24 protein-coding genes are annotated in these 21,514 nt (G+C 60.8%); 13 read left to right on the top strand and 11 right to left on the bottom strand.

Annotation, left to right across the window (positions count from 1 at the left end):
* Nucleotides 1-45 precede the first annotated feature (45 nt).
* From AC0IW7_RS01800 to AC0IW7_RS01775, 6 genes are all read left to right on the top strand, one after another.
* Entirely contained in the window at nucleotides 46-651 is a 606-nt protein-coding gene (locus AC0IW7_RS01800) for a Maf family protein (protein WP_471815487.1), read from the top strand.
* On the top strand, nucleotides 644-2,101 hold the full coding sequence (gene rng, locus AC0IW7_RS01795) for a ribonuclease G (protein WP_122494371.1): 1,458 nt from the start codon (nucleotides 644-646) through the stop codon (nucleotides 2,099-2,101). The genes AC0IW7_RS01800 and rng overlap by 8 nt, the downstream gene beginning before the upstream one ends.
* A gap of 88 nt (nucleotides 2,102-2,189) precedes the next feature.
* Entirely contained in the window at nucleotides 2,190-6,035 is a 3,846-nt protein-coding gene (locus AC0IW7_RS01790; RefSeq protein ID WP_471815486.1) for a YhdP family protein, read from the top strand.
* A gap of 16 nt (nucleotides 6,036-6,051) precedes the next feature.
* Complete coding sequence (locus AC0IW7_RS01785) at nucleotides 6,052-6,891, top strand: carbon-nitrogen hydrolase family protein (RefSeq protein ID WP_122494366.1); 840 nt, start codon at nucleotides 6,052-6,054, stop codon at nucleotides 6,889-6,891.
* 29 nt (nucleotides 6,892-6,920) lie between these two features.
* Nucleotides 6,921-8,363 carry a metalloprotease TldD gene (gene tldD / locus AC0IW7_RS01780; protein ID WP_471815485.1) on the top strand — a complete coding sequence of 481 codons (1,443 nt, stop codon included), beginning with the start codon at nucleotides 6,921-6,923 and terminating at the stop codon, nucleotides 8,361-8,363.
* Nucleotides 8,363-8,563 carry a hypothetical protein gene (locus tag AC0IW7_RS01775; protein ID WP_471815484.1) on the top strand — a complete coding sequence of 67 codons (201 nt, stop codon included), beginning with the start codon at nucleotides 8,363-8,365 and terminating at the stop codon, nucleotides 8,561-8,563. Before tldD ends, AC0IW7_RS01775 begins: the two co-directional genes overlap by 1 nt.
* A gap of 112 nt (nucleotides 8,564-8,675) precedes the next feature.
* Here the strand turns inward: AC0IW7_RS01775 and yjgA are convergent, their stop codons facing one another.
* Nucleotides 8,676-9,194 (bottom strand): ribosome biogenesis factor YjgA, encoded by a 519-nt coding sequence (yjgA, locus tag AC0IW7_RS01770; RefSeq protein WP_463539990.1) that lies wholly within the window; start codon nucleotides 9,192-9,194, stop codon nucleotides 8,676-8,678.
* Nucleotides 9,195-9,291: 97 nt separating this feature from the next.
* Between yjgA and pmbA the strand changes: the two genes are divergently transcribed.
* Nucleotides 9,292-10,638, top strand: coding sequence for a metalloprotease PmbA (gene pmbA / locus AC0IW7_RS01765; RefSeq protein WP_471815483.1), 1,347 nt, complete (start codon nucleotides 9,292-9,294; stop codon nucleotides 10,636-10,638).
* A 51-nt stretch (nucleotides 10,639-10,689) separates the two neighbouring features.
* Here pmbA and AC0IW7_RS01760 read toward each other — a convergent pair whose 3' ends face one another.
* From AC0IW7_RS01760 to AC0IW7_RS01715, 10 genes are all read right to left on the bottom strand, one after another.
* A complete protein-coding gene (locus tag AC0IW7_RS01760; protein ID WP_122494356.1) occupies nucleotides 10,690-10,962 on the bottom strand; it encodes an HPr family phosphocarrier protein in 273 nt (90 codons plus the stop codon).
* 34 nt (nucleotides 10,963-10,996) lie between these two features.
* Nucleotides 10,997-11,851 (bottom strand): RNase adapter RapZ, encoded by an 855-nt coding sequence (gene rapZ / locus AC0IW7_RS01755; RefSeq protein WP_471815482.1) that lies wholly within the window; start codon nucleotides 11,849-11,851, stop codon nucleotides 10,997-10,999.
* 18 nt (nucleotides 11,852-11,869) lie between these two features.
* Complete coding sequence (gene ptsN / locus AC0IW7_RS01750; protein ID WP_122494352.1) at nucleotides 11,870-12,334, bottom strand: PTS IIA-like nitrogen regulatory protein PtsN; 465 nt, start codon at nucleotides 12,332-12,334, stop codon at nucleotides 11,870-11,872.
* Nucleotides 12,335-12,348: 14 nt separating this feature from the next.
* A complete protein-coding gene (hpf, locus tag AC0IW7_RS01745; protein WP_108096173.1) occupies nucleotides 12,349-12,657 on the bottom strand; it encodes a ribosome hibernation-promoting factor, HPF/YfiA family in 309 nt (102 codons plus the stop codon).
* A 125-nt stretch (nucleotides 12,658-12,782) separates the two neighbouring features.
* The gene (locus AC0IW7_RS01740) at nucleotides 12,783-14,294 is read right to left on the bottom strand and encodes an RNA polymerase factor sigma-54 (protein ID WP_122494350.1); all 1,512 of its coding nucleotides are present in this window, start codon (nucleotides 14,292-14,294) and stop codon (nucleotides 12,783-12,785) included.
* 159 nt (nucleotides 14,295-14,453) lie between these two features.
* Nucleotides 14,454-15,179: an LPS export ABC transporter ATP-binding protein gene (gene lptB / locus AC0IW7_RS01735; protein ID WP_471815481.1), complete on the bottom strand. Its 726-nt coding sequence runs from the start codon at nucleotides 15,177-15,179 to the stop codon at nucleotides 14,454-14,456.
* Nucleotides 15,179-15,751, bottom strand: a complete 573-nt coding sequence (lptA, locus tag AC0IW7_RS01730; RefSeq protein WP_471815480.1) for a lipopolysaccharide transport periplasmic protein LptA — start codon at nucleotides 15,749-15,751, stop codon at nucleotides 15,179-15,181. Before lptA ends, lptB begins: the two co-directional genes overlap by 1 nt.
* Nucleotides 15,738-16,307: an LPS export ABC transporter periplasmic protein LptC gene (lptC, locus tag AC0IW7_RS01725; RefSeq protein WP_122494344.1), complete on the bottom strand. Its 570-nt coding sequence runs from the start codon at nucleotides 16,305-16,307 to the stop codon at nucleotides 15,738-15,740. The genes lptA and lptC overlap by 14 nt, the downstream gene beginning before the upstream one ends.
* Nucleotides 16,308-16,315: 8 nt before the next feature.
* On the bottom strand, nucleotides 16,316-16,840 hold the full coding sequence (locus AC0IW7_RS01720) for a KdsC family phosphatase (RefSeq protein ID WP_471815479.1): 525 nt from the start codon (nucleotides 16,838-16,840) through the stop codon (nucleotides 16,316-16,318).
* Nucleotides 16,840-17,814 (bottom strand): KpsF/GutQ family sugar-phosphate isomerase, encoded by a 975-nt coding sequence (locus AC0IW7_RS01715; protein ID WP_471815478.1) that lies wholly within the window; start codon nucleotides 17,812-17,814, stop codon nucleotides 16,840-16,842. Before AC0IW7_RS01715 ends, AC0IW7_RS01720 begins: the two co-directional genes overlap by 1 nt.
* Nucleotides 17,815-18,080: 266 nt before the next feature.
* Between AC0IW7_RS01715 and AC0IW7_RS01710 the strand changes: the two genes are divergently transcribed.
* The 6 genes from AC0IW7_RS01710 (at nucleotide 18,081) to AC0IW7_RS01685 (ending at nucleotide 21,508) form a co-directional block, all read left to right on the top strand.
* Nucleotides 18,081-18,890: an ATP-binding cassette domain-containing protein gene (locus AC0IW7_RS01710; protein WP_471815477.1), complete on the top strand. Its 810-nt coding sequence runs from the start codon at nucleotides 18,081-18,083 to the stop codon at nucleotides 18,888-18,890.
* Nucleotides 18,890-19,690, top strand: coding sequence for a lipid asymmetry maintenance ABC transporter permease subunit MlaE (gene mlaE / locus AC0IW7_RS01705; RefSeq protein WP_122494335.1), 801 nt, complete (start codon nucleotides 18,890-18,892; stop codon nucleotides 19,688-19,690). Before AC0IW7_RS01710 ends, mlaE begins: the two co-directional genes overlap by 1 nt.
* Entirely contained in the window at nucleotides 19,690-20,157 is a 468-nt protein-coding gene (gene mlaD, locus AC0IW7_RS01700) for an outer membrane lipid asymmetry maintenance protein MlaD (RefSeq protein ID WP_122494334.1), read from the top strand. Before mlaE ends, mlaD begins: the two co-directional genes overlap by 1 nt.
* An 11-nt stretch (nucleotides 20,158-20,168) precedes the next feature.
* A complete protein-coding gene (locus tag AC0IW7_RS01695; RefSeq protein ID WP_122494332.1) occupies nucleotides 20,169-20,825 on the top strand; it encodes an ABC transporter substrate-binding protein in 657 nt (218 codons plus the stop codon).
* Nucleotides 20,815-21,126, top strand: coding sequence for an STAS domain-containing protein (locus tag AC0IW7_RS01690; RefSeq protein ID WP_471815476.1), 312 nt, complete (start codon nucleotides 20,815-20,817; stop codon nucleotides 21,124-21,126). The genes AC0IW7_RS01695 and AC0IW7_RS01690 overlap by 11 nt, the downstream gene beginning before the upstream one ends.
* 142 nt (nucleotides 21,127-21,268) lie before the next feature.
* On the top strand, nucleotides 21,269-21,508 hold the full coding sequence (locus AC0IW7_RS01685; RefSeq protein ID WP_122452416.1) for a BolA family protein: 240 nt from the start codon (nucleotides 21,269-21,271) through the stop codon (nucleotides 21,506-21,508).
* Nucleotides 21,509-21,514 lie beyond the last annotated feature (6 nt).

Below are 21,514 nucleotides of genomic sequence, written 5' to 3'. Positions count from 1 at the left end.
AAGGCCTAGGCCTGCCTCTGTACTGCTCGACAGGGAGAGGTCTGCATGGCCACGCTTTACCTGGCCTCCGGGTCTCCACGCCGGCGCGAACTGCTGACGCAGATCGGCGTAGGCTTTTCCATTCTTGCTGCCCCCATCGACGAAAGCGTCCAGCCTGGCGAGTCGGCCGAGCACTATGTGCAGCGTCTGGCGCTGGCCAAGGCGGCTTCCGGCTTGGCGACATTGCCCGCCACCTCCGAGGCCGTCGTGCTCGGTGCCGACACCGCTGTCGTCGTCGATGGCCACATTCTCGGCAAGCCTGCCGACCAGGCCGACGCCTTGGCCATGCTGCAATTGCTGTCCGGTCGCGAACATCAGGTGATGACCGCCGTCGCCCTGGCGAATGGCCAGCGCAGCGAAGTGCGGTTGGTCAGCAGCGACGTCAGTTTCCGTTCCATTTCCACCGCTGAAGCAACCACCTATTGGGCCAGCGGCGAGCCGCAGGACAAAGCGGGCGGCTACGCTATTCAAGGCCTGGCCGCCGTGTTTGTCAGCGGCATGCGTGGCAGCTATTCGGCCGTGGTCGGCCTGCCACTGTGTGAAACCGCCGCCTTACTCGCCGAATTCGGTATTCCCTGTTGGCAGGCCATGAGCGAGAGCCGTCATGAGTGAAGAAATTCTGATCAACATCACGCCCATGGAATCCCGTGTGGCGGTGGTGGAAAACGGTGTGTTGCAGGAAGTGCATGTCGAGCGCACCCAGCGCCGTGGCATCGTCGGCAACATCTATAAAGGCAAAGTGGTGCGCGTGTTGCCGGGCATGCAGGCGGCGTTTGTCGACATCGGCCTGGAGCGCGCGGCGTTTATTCACGCCTCGGAAATCTCCACCCGCGAAGGTGCGGCCGTGGAAAGCATCAGTGCCTTGGTACATGAAGGCCAGAGCCTCACCGTGCAGGTGACCAAAGACCCCATCGGCAGCAAAGGCGCGCGCCTGACCACGCAGCTGTCGATTCCTTCGCGCTACCTGGTGTACATGCCGCGCACCAGCCATGTCGGCATTTCGCTGCGTATCGAAGATGAAGTGGAGCGCGAACGCCTGAAGAAAGTCGTGGCCGACTGCATCGCCGCCGAGGGCATCGAAGAGGCTGGCGGCTTCATCTTGCGCACCGCCGCCGACGGCGCGGGGGCTGATGAAATCGTTGCCGACATCCGCTACCTGCGCCGCCTCTGGAGCCAGATCGCCACACAAATGAAAACCGCGCCTACGCCTTCGGTGATTTACGAAGACCTCAGCCTGGCGCTGCGCACCCTGCGCGACTTGGTCAGTTTGCGTACCGAGAAATTGCGCGTCGATTCGCGAGAAACCTTCCAGAAAGTTACCCAGTTCGTTGACGAACTGATGCCCGAAGTGGCCGACCGCATCGAGCATTACCCCGGCGAGCGGCCGATCTTCGACTTGTACGGCGTCGAAGACGAAATTCAGAAAGCGCTGGAGCGCAAAGTGCCGTTGAAGTCCGGCGGCTACCTGATCATCGACCCCGCCGAGGCGATGAGCACTATCGACGTCAACACCGGTGCCTTTGTTGGCCATCGCACGCTGGAAGAGACCATCTTCAAAACCAACCTGGAAGCGGCCACCGCCATCGCCCGGCAACTGCGGCTGCGCAACCTGGGCGGCATCATCATCATCGACTTCATCGACATGGAAGACGAAGAACACCAGCGCCAGGTACTGCGCACGCTAGAAAAGCAGCTGGAACGCGACCACGCGAAAACCAACATCATCGGCATCACCGAGCTGGGCCTGGTGCAGATGACCCGCAAGCGCACCCGTGAAAGCCTCGAACAGATTTTGTGCGAGCCGTGCGTCAGCTGTCAGGGGCGCGGCAAACTGAAAACGCCGGAAACCATCTGCTACGAGATCTTCCGCGAGATTCTGCGTGAAGCGCGCGCCTACCAGGCCGAAAGCTATCGCGTGCTGGCCAACCAGAAAGTGGTCGACCGCCTGTTGGACGAGGAATCGGGTAATGTGGCCGACCTCGAGAGCTTTATCGGCCGCACCATCAAATTTCAGGTCGAGAGCATGTATTCGCAGGAACAATACGACGTGGTTCTACTCTGACACCTCTCCCGACCTTAACCGGCGCCGCGTTTAGCCACGCGCCGGCAGCGTCGACCCGGCCTAACAATAAAAGGAAAGCCGCCTGATCATGCAGCGCCTCGCCCGCCTGATTGCCACCCTGACGCGCTGGGGCCTGTACCTCTGCGCCACGGGCCTGATCGTGGCAGCGCTGTATGTGAGCATCGGCCGCATGCTGGTGCCGATGGTTGCCGACTACCGCCTGCAAGCCGAAGACCGGCTGCGCGAAGCCGTCGGCCTGCCGGTCACCATTGGCAGCCTGGAAGGCAGTTGGCGCGGTTTGGCGCCGCTGCTGGTGGCGCATGACGTGCAGGTGGGCGAGGGCGCCAGCGCGCTGCGCCTCGATCAGGTTCGTGTGGTGCCCGCGCTGTGGGCCAGCGTTCAGGCTCAGCAGGTGCGCGTCGGCAGTCTGGAAGTCGATGGCTTGCAACTCAGTGCCGTGCAGGATGCCGACGGCAAATGGACGATGGAAGGGCTGCCCAAGCGCGAGAACGATCCGCCATTGGACCCTGAACAACTGCTGCGCAACCTCAAACGGGTGCAACAGTTTTCCCTCTTCAATAGCCAGCTCGCGCTGGAACCGCACGACAGCACGCCGCTGACCTTTACCTACATCAACCTCGACCTGATCACCGGCGCCAGCCGCCAGCGCCTCGATGGCCGCGTTACGTTGCCCGACGGCCAGCCGCTGAGCCTGAGCATCGATGCCCGCGTGAAGCCGAAAACCTGGCGCGAGGCGCAGGCGCAGGTTTACTTGAGCTTGCCGCAGAGCGATTGGGCGCGTTGGCTGCCGGCCGGCGTAACGCGCGACTGGCAGGTGGAGCGCTTTCAGGCGGGTGGCGAGTTCTGGCTGTCCTGGGCCGACGGTGCGGTGCAACGCGCCGTGGCCCGCCTGAATGCCCCAGAGCTGCGCGCCGCCTATGCCGAACGCAAGGCCGTGCAGATCAATGACTTGGCGGTTATGGCCTACATGAACCGCACCGAGCAGGGCTACAACGTGCTGCTCAACTCACTGGCCGCCACACTCGGCGAAACCCGCTGGGGCGAAGTGCAGGTGGGTTTGGTCTATCAAAGCGCCGCTGAAAACCGGCCGCAGCGCTGGCAGGTCAGCGCCGACCGGCTCGACCTGGCGCCGTTGACGCCCACCATCGAAGCCCTGGCGCCGCTGCCGGCAAAAGCCGCCGAGGTGCTGCACGGCCTGAAGCCGCAAGGTGCGTTGCGCAACCTGCAGTTGAGCATTACGCCCGAGGCGCCCAACCGCGACCAGCGCGTTGAGTTCGCCGCCAACCTTCAGCAAATCACCTTCAGTGCTTACGGCGGCGCGCCGGCCGCAGAGAACGTCACCGGCAGCATCAGCGGTGACCTCGGCCATGGCGAGCTGCGCATGGACACCGAGAATTTCGCCCTGCACCTGGATCACCTGTTTCCCAAACCCTGGCGTTACCAGAAAGCCAACGCGCGCCTGACCTGGACGCTCAACGCCGACGCCTTCACCCTGATTGCCCCGTACATGAAGCTGGTCGGCGACGAAGGCAAGTTGGCGGGCGACTTCCTGATTCGCCTGACCCTGGCGCCCGACACCGAAGACTACATGGACCTGCGCGTCGGGCTGCAGGAAGGCAACGCCCAATACGTCGAGAAATACCTGCCGACTCTGGTGCCCAGTTTCAGCCAGGACCTGGCCAAGTGGCTGACCACGGCCATCCACCGTGGCGCCATTGATGAAGGTTATTTCCAGTACCAGGGCTCGCTTAACAAAGGCGCCGACCCGACAGCCACCAGCATCAGTCTGTTCTTTAAGGTGCATGACACCGAACTGGCGTTTCAACCGGGTTGGCCCGTACTGCAAAATATCACCGGCGATGTGCTGATCGAAGACACCGGCGTTCGCGTTCGCGCGCCCAGCGGACAGATGCTCAACAGCACGGTTAGCAATGTGAACGTCGACGTGCCGCACGTTGCCAAGGGCCAGCCGTCGCGCTTGCTGGTCACGGGTGATGTCGCCAGCAGCATGACCGACGCGCTGAAAATTCTTCAGGAAGCGCCCATCGGCACGGCTTCGATATTTGCAGGCTGGGGCGGTGAAGGCGATTTAAAAGCCAAGCTCAACCTCGATATTCCGCTGGGCCAGGGCCCGACCACGCGCGCGATTGTCGACTTCAGTGCCGACGGCGCCACGCTGAATATGGCAACGCCGAAGCTGGCGCTGAGTCAGGTGAAAGGCGATTTCCGCTACGACACGGCCACCGGCCTGAGCGCACCGGACATTCGCGCCCAGGTGTTCGGTCGGCCGGTTCGCGGCAAGGCCGTGGCGAGCAAAACAGTCGGCAAACCGTCGAGCCGCATCGAAGTGGCCGGGCAGGTGCCGGTGAAAACCCTCACCGATTGGTCGGGCATCACCCGGCCGCTGCCGGTCTCCGGCGAATTGCCGTTGCAGCTGGCGGTGGTGTTGGACGGCGACAACAGCTTATTGCAGGTGAACTCGACGCTTAAAGGCGTGGCCATTGATTTGCCGGCGCCCTTGGGCAAAGCGGCGACGGATGAACGCCCGAGCCAATGGCGCATGAGCTTGCAGGGTGCCGAGCGCGGCTATGCGCTGACGTACGCCAACCTCGCCAGTCTCGCTGCCAGCGCACCGGCCAGCGGCTTCAGCGACGGTCGCGCCGAGTTGCGCCTGGGCAGCGAGCCGGCTCGTGTGCCCAACGCCAAAGGTTTGCAGGTTAACGGCGAGATCAGCGAACTGGACGCCACCGCCTGGCAAGACGTCGCCAAGCGCTACGCCGGTGACCAGGCCGCCAGCGCCAAGCAATTCTTCAGCAGTGCCGACCTGCACATCGGCGCCTTTCATGGCCTGGGCGCAGACATCGACAACCTCAACGTCAAGATGACCCGTATCGCCAGTGGCTGGAACGTGGGCTTGAGCAGCGACCGCGTCAGTGGCGTGGTGGGCTTGCCCGACGCCGACGGTGCGCCTATCGATATACAGCTCAAGCACCTGCGCTTCCCCGCGGCGCAACCGCCGCAGCCCGCCGACCCAGCCGCGCCCGAGGTGGAAGAACCGGACGCGCTGGCTGACGTCGACCCTCGGCAGATTCCGGCACTGAACTTGAACATCGAGCGCGTTTATCAAGGCGATGCGCTGCTCGGCGCGTGGTCGCTGAAAGCACGGCCGAATGCCAACGGCGTGGTGTTCAGCGACGTCAACATGGGCCTTAAAGGCTTGCAGCTGGAAGGCGACGTGGGCTGGGAAGGCGCGCCGGGCGCGACCAGCAGTTGGTTCAAAGGCCGAATTGGCGGCGGCAACCTGTCGGATGTGCTGTTGGCCTGGAACTTCGCACCTACCGCCACCAGCCAGGATTTCCACATGGACATCGACGGCCGCTGGCCGGGATCGCCCGCCTGGATCAGCCTCAAACGATTTAGCGGCACGCTCGACCCCACGCTGCGCAAAGGCCAGTTCGTCGAAGCCCAAGGTTCGACGGCGGCGCTGCGGGTGTTTGGTCTGCTTAACTTCAACTCCATTGGCCGCCGCCTGCGCCTGGATTTCTCCGACCTGCTGGACAAAGGCCTGAGCTACGACCGGGTGAAAGGCTTGCTGGTCGCTACTAACGGCGTGTACGTGACCAAAGAGCCGATCACCCTCACCGGGCCGTCGAGCAACCTGGAAATGAATGGCACGCTGGACATGGCCAGCAACCAGGTGGATGCCAAACTGTTGGTGACCTTGCCGCTGACCAACAACCTGCCGCTGGCCGCGCTGATTGTCGGTGCGCCGGCCATTGGTGGTGCGCTGTTCGTGGCCGACAAGCTGCTGGGCAAACAAGTCGCCCGCTTCGCCAGCGTGCAGTACAGCGTGAAGGGCTCTTGGCAGGATCCGAAAATTGCCTTCGACAAGCCCTTCGAAAAACCTCGCTAACCTTAAGGGAGCGCCTATGTCCCTCGCGGTGATTCAAATGGTCAGCCAGGACGACGTGCTGGCCAACCTCGCCCAAGCCCGCCTGCTCTTGCAACAAGCCGCCGAGCAGGGCGCGCAACTGGCGGTGCTGCCGGAAAACTTTGCCGCCATGGGCCGCAGCGACCTCGCCACACTGGGGCGCGCTGAAGCCCTTGGCGACGGGCCGATACTGCCGTGGTTGAAACAGACCGCTCGCGACCTCAAGTTATGGATAGTGGCGGGCACCATGCCTTTGCCGCCGCAGGATCAGCCGGACGCCAAGTCCCACGCGTGCTCGTTGTTGATCAATGCGCACGGCGAGCAAGTCGCGCGATACGACAAGCTGCACCTGTTCGATGTGGACGTGGCTGACAGCCGTGGTCGTTACCGCGAGTCGGATGACTACGCGTTTGGCGGCAATGTGGTGGTCGCCGATACGCCCGTAGGACGCTTGGGCCTGACGGTCTGTTACGACCTGCGCTTCCCCGAGTTGTATGGCGCCTTGCGTGAAGCGGGTGCCGAGCTGATTACCGCGCCAGCCGCGTTCACGGCAGTAACTGGCGCGGCGCATTGGCAAGTGCTGCTCAGGGCGCGGGCGATTGAAACGCAGTGCTACATCCTGGCCGCCGCGCAGGGCGGTCTGCACCCGAAGGGGCGCGAGACATTCGGCCATGCGGCAATCATCGACCCCTGGGGTCGGGTGCTTGCCGAGCAGGCCCAAGGTGCGGCTGTGTTGCTGGCCGACCGCGATGCGGTTGAGCAGGCAGACATCCGTCAACGTATGCCGGTGCACACGCACCGCCGTTTTGCAGTGTCGTCGCTAAAGGCGCCGACCTAGAGGCTCACCAGAGCCTATGGAGTAACTAAATGAGCGACATGTTGCTGTCCGTGAGCGAGCATCTGCTGGGCCCTGGCGGTTTGAGCATTGAGCAGCTGCCGGGCGTGCTCGGCGAGCTGGCTGGGCCGGGTATCGATGCGGCTGACCTGTACTTTCACGGTCAGGTTTCGGAAACCTGGGTGCTGGAAGACGGCATCGTCAAAGAAGGCAGTTTCAACCTCGACCAGGGCGTGGGCGTGCGCGCCCAATCCGGCGAGAAAACCGGCTTCGCCTACAGCAACGCCATCACGCCCGTCGCATTGAGCGAAGCGGCCCGCGCGGCCCGTTCAATTGCCCGGGCTGGCCAGAATGGTCGAGTGCAGGCGTTTGTCAGTCCCGAAGTGGCGCGTTTGTATGCGCCGGAAAACCCGCTGGAAGTGCTGACCCGTGCGGAAAAGGTCGAGCTGCTCAAGCGCGTCGACGTCGCCACGCGTGCGCTTGATCCGCGCATCAAACAAGTGACCGTCAGCCTTGCCGGCGTGTGGGAACGCATTCTGGTCGCTGCCGCCGATGGCAGCCTGGGCGCCGATATTCGTCCGCTGGTGCGCTTCAACGTCAGCGTTATCGTCGAGCAGAACGGCCGTCGCGAGCGCGGTGGACAGGGCGGTGGTGGCCGCTCCGACTACTTGTATTTCCTCACCGAGGACCGCGCCATGGGCTATGCACGCGAAGCGCTGCGCCAGGCACTGGTGAACCTCGAAGCCATTCCCGCGCCGGCCGGCTCCATGCCAGTGGTGATGGGCGCGGGCTGGTCTGGCGTGCTGCTGCACGAAGCGGTTGGCCATGGCCTGGAAGGCGACTTCAACCGCAAAGGCAGCTCGGCCTACAGCGGCCGCATCGGTGAAAAAGTGGCGTCCAGCCTGTGCACCATCGTTGACGACGGCACCCTGTTCGGCCGCCGTGGTTCGTTGAGCATGGACGACGAAGGCACACCGACCCAATGCACCACCCTGATCGAAAACGGCGTGTTGAAGGGCTATATGCAAGACAAGCTCAACGCCCGCCTGATGGGCGTGGCCGCCACCGGTAACGGCCGCCGCGAAAGCTACGCGCACCTGCCGATGCCGCGCATGACCAACACCTACATGCTGGCCGGCGAAAGCGACCCGGAAGAAATTATTCGCTCGGTGAAGAAGGGCATCTACTGCGCCAACCTCGGCGGCGGCCAGGTCGACATCACCAGCGGCAAGTTCGTGTTCTCCACCAGCGAGGCCTACCTGATCGAAGACGGCAAAATCACCGCCCCGGTCAAAGGCGCGACGCTAATCGGCAACGGCCCGGAAGCCATGAGCAAGGTGTCGATGGTCGGCAACGACCTGGCACTGGACAGCGGCGTGGGCACCTGCGGTAAAGACGGGCAGTCGGTGCCGGTCGGCGTGGGGCAGCCGACGTTGAAGATTGATTTGATTACGGTGGGCGGGACTGGGAGCTGATGCTCGACGGAGTTCTCAGCGTTATTGTCGACTTGCTGGCGTACCAGTTGGGGCGCGGTTTGCTGCTTCTACTGACCTGGGGCCGCTACGACGCTACCAAACGCAATGCCAATATCTGGCTGGTGGGTGGGTTTGGTGTGATGGTGTGTTTGGTTGTGGTGGTGGGCGTAGCCGGTTGGATAAATAACGGCTGGTCGTAAGCAAATCGAGATCCTTGTGGGAGAGGCTTCAGCCTCGATGCTTTCAAGATCAAAAGATCGAGGCTGAAGCCTCTCCCACAAAAGTTCATCACCCGAGAAAACGGGGTAGGGACTAGCGCAATCCGCGTTTGGTTTCGTCCAGGTCGCGGATGTATTTGAAGATTTTGCGCGTGGCGGCCGGGGCTTTGTTTTGTGCCGCTTCGTGTTGGGCCTGGCGGATCAGCTGACGCAGATGGGTGCGGTCGGCGTCCGGGTACTCGGCGACGAAGGCTTCGAGCACATCGTCGGTGCCGGTGGCCAAGCGATCACGCCAGCGTTCCAGGTTGTGGAAGCGTTCGTTGTACTGCCGGGTCGAGGCATCGAGCTGGTCCAGCAGTACCAGAATTTCATCGACGTTCTGATCACGCATCAGCTTGCCGATGAATTGGATATGCCGTTTACGAGCGATGTTCGCCGTGTGTTTCGGCGCATCGGCCAGGGCGCGACGCAGGGCGTCGGTCAGTGGCAGTTTTTCGATAAGGGCGGGTTTGAGCGTGGTCAGGCGCTCGCCAAGGTCAACCAGCGCGTGCAGCTCGCGCTTTACTTGGCTTTTGCTCTTCTCTTCGGAGAAGTCGTCGGAATAGTCAGACATGGGGTCGATCCAGTTGGAAACGCCGCCATGATAACGAGTCGAAGGCCGCTTGTCCGGCCTGGCCAGGTGACTGGTCTCTGAACTGGAGTTGTAGGTTATGAGTGCAGCAGACGTAGTTGGGCCACAGGCCCTGCCGCAATTGCAGGAGCAAGTGGCGCGAATTATCGCCGAGGCCAAAGCCCAGGGCGCCAGCGCCTGCGAAGTGGCCGTTTCGGTGGAGCAGGGCTTGTCGACTTCGGTGCGCCAGGGCGAGGTGGAAACCGTTGAGTTCAACCGCGACCAGGGCTTTGGCATCACCCTTTATCTAGGTCAGCGCAAAGGCTCGGCCAGCACCTCGGCCAGCGGCGACGCCGCCATTCGCGAAACCGTGGCGGCGGCGCTGGCCATCGCCAAACATGCCTCCGAAGATGACTGCTCCGGACTGGCCGATGCTGAGCTGATGGCGCGCGACTTGCCGGACCTCGACCTGTTTCATGCCTGGGACATTACCCCGGAACAAGCCATCGAGCGCGCCCTGGAATGTGAAGCGGCGGCGTTCGCCACCGATGCACGGATCAAAAACGCTGACGGCACCAGTTTGAACACCCACCGTGGCTGCCGCGTCTACGGCAACAGCCACGGCTTTGTTGGCGGCTATGCCAGCACGCGGCAGAGCCTGAGTTGCGTGATGATCGCCGAGGCCGATGGCCTGATGCAGCGCGATTATTGGTATGACGTGAGCCGGCGCGGCGAAGACTTGGCCGACGCAGCCAGCATTGGCCGTCGTGCCGCCGAGCGTGCGGTCAGCCGTCTGGGCGCCCGTCCGGTGCCGACGTGCGAAGTGCCGGTGCTGTTCGCGGCGGAGCTGGCCACCGGGTTATTCGGGCATTTTCTGTCGGCCGTGTCCGGCGGCAATCTTTACCGCAAGTCCTCGTTTCTTGAAGGCAGCCTGGGGCAGGTGCTGTTTCCAAAATGGTTGAGTCTTGAAGAGCGCCCGCATATTCGTGGCGCGTTGGGCAGCGCCTCGTTTGATGGTGACGGGCTGGCGACCTACGCGAAGTCGTTCGTCGAAAACGGTGAGTTGCGTTCCTACATTCTCGGCACGTACTCAGGGCGCAAATTGGGCATGCCGAGCACGGCCAACTCCGGCGGCGTGCATAACCTGTTTGTCAGCCATGGCGATGAAAACCAGCAGGCGCTGATCAAGCGTATGGGACGCGGCTTGTTGGTCACCGAACTCATGGGCCAAGGGCTGAACATGGTGACCGGCGATTATTCGCGCGGCGCCGGTGGCTACTGGGTGGAGAACGGGGAAATTCAGTTCCCGGTGCAGGAGGTGACCATCGCGGGCAACCTGCGCGACATGTTCAAGCAGATCGTCGCGGTGGGTAACGATCTGGAGCTGCGCAGCAATGTGCGAACCGGTTCGGTATTGATCGAGAAAATGACGGTAGCCGGTAGCTGATTCCGGCAGGCGCACGTTTGACGTGCGCCGCGCTTGCTCTAGCGCTTGGCGTTATTCGCCTTCGTCGAAGCGGTTGTTGATCAGCTCCACCAAGGCCGCTAAGGCTTCATCGCCTTGCTCACCGTCGGTGCTCAGGTGAATGTCGGTGCCTTTGCCGGCGGCCAGCATCATGACGGCCATGATGCTCTTGCCGTCCACACAGCTTTCCGGGCTGCGACCAATGCGAATCTGGCAGGGGAAACGTCCCGCCACGCCGACGAATTTGGCAGCGGCGCGTGCATGCAGGCCGAGCTTGTTGATGATGGTGATTTCACAGGCAGGCATCGCTGCTTAAGTCCTTCTATAGAGTCCCGCGGTTCTAGAGATCGCGGTGACGAACCTGGATGTTTTTCAGGGTTTTCTTCAGTTCTTTCCCCAGCCGGTCCGCCAGGTATACCGAGCGATGATGACCGCCTGTGCAGCCAATGGCCACGGTGACGTACGAGCGGTTGCTGGCGGCAATGCGCGGCAGCCATTTATGCAAGTACGCGTAAATGTCGTCGTACATTTCCTGTACGTCCGGTTGTTCCTGCAAATAGTCCGACACCACCGAATCCAGGCCCGAATGCTCACGCAGTTCGGGTTTCCAGTACGGGTTGGGCAGGCAGCGCACGTCGAATACCAGGTCGGCATCGACCGGCATGCCACGCTTGAAGCCAAACGACTCGACCAAAAACGCAGTACCCGGCTCCGGCTTGTTCAGCAGGCGCAGCTTGAGGGTGTCACGAAGTTGGTAAAGGTTGAGGTGCGTAGTGTCGACCTTGAGGTCGGCCAGGTCGGTGATCGGGCTCAGCAGTATGCTTTCATCGCGAATCGCTTCGGCCAGCGAACGCTCGTCGGTGGTCAACGGGTGGCGGCGGCGGGTTTCGGAGAAGCGCTTGAGCAGGGTTTCGTCGTCGGCGTCCAGGTACAGCACATCGCACTGAATGTGACGGGCGCGCACTTCGGCAAGCAGTTCGGGGAAGCGTTTAAGCTGGCTGGGCAGGTTGCGCGCGTCGATGGACACGGCCACCAGCGGTTGAACCAATTCGGTGTGCAGCAGGGAGCGTTCGGCCAGCTCGGGCAAGAGCCCGGCGGGCAGGTTATCGATGCAGTAGAAACCGTTGTCTTCAAGCACATCCAGCGCTGTGCTCTTACCTGAACCGGACCGGCCACTGACGATGATCAAACGCATGCACAGTCACCTGTTCGTCTAGCGGCCGTTTTGTACGTCGACGACGACCTGGTAAAGACTTTCGCTGGTTGAGGCGTGGCGCAACTGGTCACGAACCTCGCTGCGATCAAGCATGCTGGCGATCTGGCGAAGCAATTCCAAGTGCTCATCGGTCGCCGCTTCCGGCACCAGCAGCACAAACAGCAAGTCGACCGGCGCGCCATCAATGGCGTCGAAATCGACCGCGGAATCGAGACGCAGCAGGGCGCTAATGGGAGCGGTACAGCCGGGCAGGCGGCAATGGGGAATGGCGATGCCATTGCCGAAGCCGGTGGAGCCGAGCTTTTCACGCGCCACCAGGCTTTCGAATATGTCTTGGCCATCGAGGTCGGGCAACTCGCGGGCGACCAGGTTGGCGATTTGTTCGAGTACGCGCTTTTTGCTGCCGCCCGGCACGCCCACGAGGGAGCGGCCGGGGGTCAGGATATTTTCAAGTCGAATCATGGGTTGGGATGGTGTCAGCGAGCTGTGGCGCCTTGCAGGCGACCCAGTTGCTTTTCCTTATGTTTGATAAGTTGGCGGTCGAGTTTGTCGGTGAGTAGATCGATGGCTGCGTACATGTCGTCATGTTCGGCGTTGGCGACCACTTCGCCCCCGGCGATGTGCAAAGTCGCTTCGATTTTCTGCTTGAGCTTCTCGACCTCCATGGTCACTTGCACGTTGGTGATCTTGTCGAAGTGGCGTTCCAATCGACTGAGCTTCTCGTCGATGTAGTCGCGTAGGGCGTCGGTCACATCCAGCTGATGTCCACTGATGTTGACTTGCATACCGCTTTCTCCTTATTGCCGTGTGTAAGAGACAAGCTAACGGGCTTGTCGCCGGAACACTTTGGCCTTGGATCAGTGTAGCCGTCTTGCCAGAGCGAGGTTCGCAGGCGAACCGGGTCAGGCGTTTACATCAGTCGCTTACGTTCACTGGAAGGCGCTATCCCGAGGGATTCGCGGTATTTGGCGACTGTGCGACGGGCTACCTGAATGCCCTGTGCCTCCAGTAAACCAGCGATCTTGCTGTCACTCAACGGCTTTTTCGCATTTTCCGCAGCAACCAGTTTTTTGATGATTGCGCGTATCGCCGTTGACGAGCATTCGCCGCCTTCGGAGGTGCTGACGTGGCTGGAGAAGAAGTACTTCAGCTCATAAATGCCACGCGGGGTGTGCATGAATTTTTGCGTGGTAACGCGCGAGATCGTTGATTCGTGCATGCCCACTGCTTCGGCGATGTCATGCAGAACCAGCGGCTTCATGGCCTCGTCGCCGTAGTCGAGGAAGCCGCGTTGGTGCTCGACGATCTGGCTGGCCACTTTCATCAGTGTTTCGTTGCGGCTTTGCAGACTTTTGATAAACCAACGCGCCTCTTGCAGCTGATTGCGCATAAAGGTGTTGTCGGCGCTGGAGTCGGCGCGGCGAACGAAGCCGGCGTATTGCGGATTAACCCGCAGCTTGGGCATCGCTTCCTGATTCAGCTCCACCAGCCAGCGGTCGTTGTGCTTGCGCACGATCACGTCGGGCACCACGTATTCCGGCTCGCTCGCTTCAATCTGCGAACCCGGGCGCGGGTTAAGGCTTTGAATCAGTTCGATGACCTGACGCAGCTCGTCTTCCTTGAGCTTCATGCGGCGCATCAGTTGGCTGTAATCGCGGTTGCCGAGCAGGTCGAGGTAATCGCCGGCCAGGCGCTGCGCTTCGGGCAGCCACGGCGTTTTCGCTGGCAGCTGACGCAGTTGCAGCAACAGGCACTCACGCAGGTCGCGCGCGCCGATGCCTGAGGGTTCGAATTGCTGGATGCGGTGCAGCACGGCTTCGACTTCGTCGAGCTCGATATCCAACTCGGGATCGAACGCCTCCAGCACTTCTTCGAGGGTTTCTTCCAGGTAGCCTTGGTCGTTAATGCAGTCGATCAGGGTGACCGCAATCAGGCGGTCCTTGTCGGACATCGGCGCCAGGTTGAGCTGCCAGAGCATATGGCTTTGCAAGCTTTCGCCAGCCGAGGTGCGGGTGGTGAAATCCCACTCGTCATCGTCGTTGGATGGCAGGCTGCTGGCACTGGTTTGGTAGATGTCTTCCCACGCCGTGTCGACGGGAAGCTCATTGGGAATGCGTTCGCCCCATTCGCCGTCTTCCAGATTGTCGACGGTAGGTGCCGAGGTTTCCTGGTAGCTGGTGTCTTGGTAGGACTCTTCGTTGTTCGGCGCGGGCGGCGCGCTTTCGGCGCCATCGGCCAGCGGATCGCTGTTATCGAAGTCCTCGCCTTCTTCTTGGCGTTCGAGCATGGGATTGGACTCCAGCGCCTCCTGAATCTCTTGTTGAAGATCCAGTGTGGACAGTTGGAGTAAGCGGATGGCTTGTTGCAGCTGCGGTGTCATCGTCAGCTGCTGGCCCATTTTTAGGACGAGCGATGGTTTCATGGAGGGGGCTTAAGACCTTATTCGCCGGCGCATACGCGCTTCCACAACGAGGGCGCCGAAGCGCCACCAGGAAGCAAATTATATGCCTAAGTCTGAGGCGTTTGCCTAGTCCTCAATCGAAGTCTGTAGTGCGCATCTGATTGCGGCTACAGAACGCTCTTAGAGGCGGAATTCGTGACCCAGGTAAACCTCTTTCACCAACTGGTTGGCGAGGATGGTTTCAGCGTCGCCTTCGGCAATCAATTGGCCGTCGTTGACGATGTACGCGGTCTCGCAGATATCGAGGGTTTCACGCACGTTGTGGTCCGTAATCAGCACGCCAATGCCTTTGGCTTTGAGGTGATGAATGATCTGCTTGATGTCGCCAACCGAGATGGGGTCCACGCCTGCGAAGGGTTCATCGAGCAGGATGAACTTCGGTGCAGTGGCCAGCGCACGGGCGATTTCCACACGGCGGCGTTCACCACCGGACAAGCTCATGCCGAGGCTGTCGCGAATGTGGGTGATGTGGAATTCCTGCAACAGGCTTTCCAGCTCTTTGCGGCGGCTAGCGCTGTCGAGCTCTTTGCGAGTTTCCAGAATGGCCATGATGTTATCGGCCACCGACAGCTTGCGGAAAATCGACGCTTCCTGCGGCAGGTAGCCGATGCCGGCACGTGCGCGGCCGTGCATGGGCAGGCTGGTGACGTCGTCCTGGTCGATCAGTACGCGCCCCTGATCGGCATTGACCAGGCCTACGATCATGTAGAAGCACGTGGTTTTGCCGGCGCCGTTAGGACCCAGCAAGCCAACGATCTGGCCGCTTTCGATCGACAGGCTGACATCACGAACCACCTGGCGGCCTTTGTAGGCTTTGGCCAGGTGTTGGGCTTTGAGAGTCGCCATTACTGCGCCTGTTTGTCGGCTGGTTGAGCGCCAGCGGGTTTGTTCTTGGGCTGAATGACCATGTCGATGCGTGGGCGCGGGGTGGTCACGTTGGTGCCATTGGCGCGGCCGGCGTTGACGATTTGGCGCTGGGTGTCATAGACGATTTTCTCGCCTTCGAAGGTGTTGCCTTCCTGAATCACCTTGGCCTGGTCGATCAGCACGATGCGGTCTTTAGCAGCGAAGTACTGGATGGTCAGGCCGTAGGCCTTGACGATTTGCTTATCTACCGCTGGCTTCTGCTCGTAGTAGGCGGGGGTGCCCACGGCGGTGAACACTTCGATGTCGCCGCTGGCGTTTTGCGTGATAGTCACCGTGTGGCCGGTGATTTTCATGCTGCCTTGGGTGATCACTACGTCGCCGCGGTATACGGCTACGCCTTGTTTGTCGTCGAGTTCAGCACTGTCGGCCTGCACACGAATGGGTTGCTCGCGGTCCGTTGGCAACGCCCAGGCGCTGGAGCTGGCAATCGCCGCACCCAGACTCATGAGCAAGGACAGGGTGTGAAGGGAGAATTTATTAACGAACCTCATGCTGGCCTCTTACGTTGGACAGCAGGAGCACCCGGCTGTCTTTCAAATACGCTTTCATTCCGTTAGCCGTGGTCACTCCATTGGCGGCCTCGATTCTAACGGCTTGCTGGGTCTGCGCAAATTCCTTGTCCGGGAACACGGTCATGCGACTGCTGGTAATGATGGTGGGGCGATTTTTTTCGTCGGTGCGGGCGATGCGCACATTGTCGATCAGCTCGACCTCGGTGCCGCCTGGCGCCACTTCGCCACGCTCGCTTTGAACGTGCCACGGCTCGGCGGCGCCGCGATACAGCAGCAGGTCCGGCTTGGTCACCAGGCTCTTGTCGCTGTCTTTCAAGTGCTCGACTTTATCGCTGGTCATTTCGTAGTGCAGCTTGCCGTCGGCTTGGAATTCGACGCTTTTGGCGTTGATCACATAGAAGTCCACGGCATTGTCGGTGCTGGCCTGTGGTTTCTGCTCCAGCAAACTTTCCGGGTTCAGATTCCAATAGCCGAGCGCCGCTACCAACAGCGCCGCGAGGCCAAACGATAAGGTAAGAAGCAGTTTGCGCAACATGGTCGGCTCTATAGATAGGCGGCTTGCGCCGCTTCAAGGTTGTCCTGCGCCTGCAGGATGAGCTCGCAGAATTCCCGCGCAGCGCCTTCACCACCGCGGGCTTGGGTGACACCGTGGGCATGTTGGCGAACAAAGTCATTGGCATTGGCGACGGCCATGCCCAAACCAACGCGGCGAATGACCGGCAGGTCTGGCAGGTCATCGCCAAGGTAGGCAACTTGCTCGTAACTCAGGCCCAGTTCGCCTAGAAGCTCATCGAGCACGACCATTTTGTCTTCGCGGCCCTGGTACAGATGCTGAATGCCCAGCCCCTGCGCGCGACGCTCAACCACCGGGGTTTTCCGGCCGCTGATAATAGCGGTGCGCACACCGGAATTGATCAGCATCTTGATGCCTTGACCGTCCAGCGTATTGAAGGTTTTGAATTCGCTGCCGTCGACCAGGAAGTACAGCTTGCCGTCAGTCAGCACGCCGTCGACGTCGAAGACGGCGAGTTTGATGGCCTTGCCGCGTTGCAATAAATCAGCACTCATCACATCACTCCAGCGCGTAGCAGGTCGCCCAGGTTGAAGGCCCCAATCGGGTGGTCCTGGTCATCGACGACAATCAGTGCGCCGATTTTGTGGTCTTCCATGATCTTCAAGGCTTCGGCAGCTAGCATCTCTGGCCGTGCTGTTTTGCCGTGTGCGGTCATCACGTCGTCGATGGTGGCCTGGCGGATATCCAAGTCGCGATCCAGCGTGCGGCGCAAATCGCCATCGGTGAAAATTCCGGCCAGTGTGCCGTCGGCCTCGAGCACGGCAGTCATGCCCAGTCCCTTGCGGGTCATTTCCATCAACGCGTCGCGCAACAACGTGCCGCGTTGCACTTTCGGCAATTGCTCGCCGGTGTGCATGACATTTTCTACTTTCAGCAGAAGACGTCGGCCAAGCGCGCCGCCTGGGTGGGAAAAGGCGAAATCTTCGGCGGTAAACCCGCGTGCTTCCAGCAAGGCAATAGCCAGGGCATCGCCCAGTACCAACGATGCGGTGGTGGAGGAAGTGGGCGCCAAATTCAGTGGGCAGGCTTCTTGTGCCACGCGTGCATCCAGGTTGACCTCGGCGGCTTTGGCCAGCGGCGAGTCTGGGTTGCCGGTCATGCTGATCAGGGTGATGCCCAGGCGCTTGATCAACGGGAGCAGGGTCACGATCTCGGCGGTTGAGCCGGAATTGGACAGGGCCAGCACCACGTCGTCACGGGTAATCATGCCCATGTCGCCATGGCTGGCTTCGGCCGGGTGTACGAAAAATGAGGTGGTGCCGGTGCTCGCGAGGGTCGCGGCGATCTTGTTGCCGATGTGGCCAGACTTGCCCATGCCGACCACAACTACGCGGCCTTTACTGGCCAGAATCAGTTCGCAGGCCTTGACGAAAGCCGCGTCAATACGGGGGAGCAGGCCTTCCACCGCTTCGATTTCAAGGCGCACGGTGCGCAGTGCCGATTGGATCAGGTCGTGGGTCTGGTTCATATCGTAAAGACAATGGCCGCGGGAAAAGGCCGGGATTATAACGATAAAACCCCGTTCGGCTCATCCTCGAATGTGCTCGCATTGATGCAGCGATCACTGCGTCGCACTTCGCCGGTCACGCGCCGGGTTTGCCGCTGGCGGGTTTTCCACCTTGGGCGCGGCTGGATGCCGGTGATATAGTTGCCGCCCTATCCGGCATGTTCACTCCCGTGGTGTCCCCACCGTGAGACATGGCGTCCGATAGGCGGCTGCACCAAGGAGTTCAGATGAGTGCCGATCACGCCTACGCGGTCGAGCTGAAGGGCGTGTCCTTCATGCGCGGTTCGCGCAGCATTTTCAAGAATGTCGATATTTCCATTCCGCGCGGCAAGGTCACCGGCATCATGGGGCCTTCCGGGAGTGGTAAAACTACCTTGCTCCGTTTAATGGGCGCCCAGCTGCGGCCCAGTAGCGGCCAAGTGTTGGTCAACGGCCAGAACTTGCCGGACCTGTCGCGCAGCGACCTCTTCGACATGCGCAAACAAATGGGTGTGCTGTTTCAAAGCGGCGCGTTGTTTACCGATCTCGATGTGTTCGAGAACGTGGCCTTTCCCCTGCGCGTGCACACCGAATTACCCGAAGACATGATTCGCGACATCGTCTTGATGAAGCTGCAAGCCGTTGGCCTGCGCGGTGCCATTGAGCTGATGCCGGACGAGCTGTCGGGCGGCATGAAGCGCCGCGTCGCCCTGGCCCGCGCCATCGCGCTGGACCCGCAAATTCTCATGTACGACGAACCTTTCGTTGGCCAGGACCCGGTTGCCATGGGCATTCTGGTGCGCCTGATCCGCCTGCTCAACGATGCGCTGGGGATCACCAGCATCGTGGTGTCCCACGACCTTGCCGAAACCGCCAGCATCGCCGACTACCTTTATGTGGTGGGCGATACTCAGGTACTCGGCCACGGCACGCCGAAAGAATTGATGGCCTCGGATAACCCGCGCATCCGTCAATTCATGCAAGGCGTTGCCGATGGTCCGGTGCCGTTCCATTTCCCGGCTGCGGACTACCGCGACGACCTGTTGGGGACGCGTTGATGCGCAGAAAATCCATTGGCGAACGTATTCGCCTGCTTGGCCGTGCCGGCATCGACGTGGTCGGTTCGCTCGGCAGCTCCACTCTGTTTCTGCTGCGCGCGCTGTTCGGTCGAGGCAACGTCGGCAATGGCTTTGGTCATTTATTGATCAAGCAATTGTTCTCGGTTGGCGTGATGTCGCTGGTGATCATCGTCGTGTCGGGCTTGTTTATCGGCATGGTGCTGGCGCTGCAGGGCTTCAATATTTTGTCCAGCTATGGGTCCGAGCAGGCGGTGGGGCAGATGGTAGCGCTCACGCTGCTGCGCGAGCTCGGGCCGGTGGTGACCGCCTTGCTGTTCGCCGGTCGTGCAGGTTCGGCGCTGACCGCTGAAATCGGCAACATGAAATCCACCGAGCAGCTGTCGAGCCTGGAAATGATTGGCGTCGACCCGCTCAAGTACATCATCGCGCCGCGCCTGTGGGCCGGGTTTATCTCGCTGCCGCTGCTGACCATGATTTTCTGCGTGGTCGGCATCTGGGGCGGCGCCATGGTTGCCGTGGACTGGCTGGGCGTGTTCGAAGGTTCTTTCTGGGCCAATATGCAAAACAGCGTGTCGTTCGAGAAGGATGTGCTCAACGGCCTGATCAAAAGTATCGTGTTTGCCTTTGTAGTGACCTGGATCGCCGTGTTCCAGGGTTATGACTGTGAACCCACGTCTGAAGGGATCAGTCGCGCTACCACCAAAACAGTGGTTTATGCCTCGCTTGCCGTGCTGGGCCTGGACTTCATCTTGACCGCCTTGATGTTTGGAGACTTCTGATGCAAAACCGCACCCTGGAAATCGGTGTCGGCCTGTTCCTCTTGGCCGGTCTGTTGGCCTTGCTGCTCCTGGCATTGCGCGTGAGCGGCCTGACCGTCGGCGCAGGACAAGACACCTACAAGCTGTACGCCAACTTTGAAAACCTGGCCGGGCTCACCGTGCGCGCTAAGGTGACGATGGCCGGCGTCGGCATCGGCAAAGTCACCGCCATTGACCTGGACCGCGACACCTTCACCGGGCGCGTGACCATGGAATTGGAAAAGCGTGTGGATAACCTGCCGGAAGACTCCACTGCGTCTATCCTCACCGCCGGTTTGCTGGGCGAGAAGTACATCGGCATCAGCGTGGGCGGCGACGAAGCGCTGCTCAAGGATGGCGGAACCATTCACGACACCCAGTCGTCGTTAGTACTGGAAGACTTGATCGGTAAGTTCTTGATCAACTCGGTTAATAAAGAATCCAAGTGAGGAATACAGGCATGGTTAGCGCTCTGCGTCGCGGTTTGCTGGTGCTGTTGGCAATGGTTCCATTGGTTGCCATGGCCGGCCCAGCCCCTCAGGAAATCGTACAGAACACCACAAACGAGCTGTTGAACGACCTCAAGGCCAACAAAGACCAATACAAGGCTAACCCGCAGAAGTTTTATGACTCGCTGAACCGCATCATTGGCCCGGTTGTGGATGCCGACGGCATTTCACGCAGCATCATGACGGTCAAGTATTCCCGTAACGCCACCCCGGCGCAGATGAAGCGATTCCAGGAAAACTTCAAACGCAGCCTGATGGAGTTCTACGGCAACGCCTTGCTCGAATACAACAATCAGGACATCCGCGTACTGCCCAGCAGCGCCAAGCAGTCCGACCCGGATCGCACTAGCGTGAACATGGAAGTGCGCGACACCAAGGGCACCGTGTACCCGGTCAACTACACCATGACCAAAGTGAACGGCGAGTGGATGCTGCGTAACGTGACCATCAACGGCATCAACATCGGCAAGCTGTTCCGCGATCAATTTGCCGACGCCATGCAGAAAAACGGCAACGACCTGGACAAAACCATCGACGGTTGGGCGCAAGTTGTAGCCAACGCCAAGAACACCGAAGAAGGGCAGAAGGCTGCGGGTCATGACGACTGATAGCGTTATTCGCCAGCAAGCGGACGGCGTGTTGCAACTGGTCGGCGTGCTCGATTTCCGTACCGGGGCGACGCTACGAAGCGAAGGCGAAAAGCTGATTCGTGCGACGCCGACTGCCACCGTGGTGGTCGACTGCGCGCAGGTCGAGCATTCGAGCAGCGTGGGCTTGTCGCTGCTGCTCGCGTACATGCGGGTCGCGCAGCAGGCAGGCAAGCAGCTGTCAGTGCGTGGCTTGCCGAACGACATGAAAAAAATTGCCGAGGTTTCCGGCCTGCTCGACATTTTGCCGTTGCAGGCATAACGCCGTTGCGTTGCGCATTGCTGCGCCAGGTAGCAAAAAACCAAAGCCCTCCGTCAGTGTTCCGTTTTCCGGGGTTCGCAGGCGGGGGGCTTTTTTGTATCATGGCCGACCCGCGCGCGTAGGGCGCCGATCGAGGTTTAGCATGCAGGCCATAGAAGTAAAAAGCCTCCTTGAGGAAAAGCTGTCCGACACCGAGGTCAACGTGGAAGGCGAAGGCTGTAATTTCCAGTTGAATGTGATCAGTGATGAATTGGCGGGCATGAGCCCGGTCAAACGTCAGCAGCAAATCTATGCCCACCTCAACCCGTGGATCGCCGATGGCCGAATTCACGCGGTTACCATGAAATTCTTCAGCCGCGCCGCTTGGGCCGAGCGTTCCTAAGCCCAC

Source organism: Pseudomonas sp. AC229, from assembly GCF_979254655.1.
Note: the sequence above shows the minus strand (reverse complement) of the source record. Positions and strands in the feature narration are given on the sequence as shown.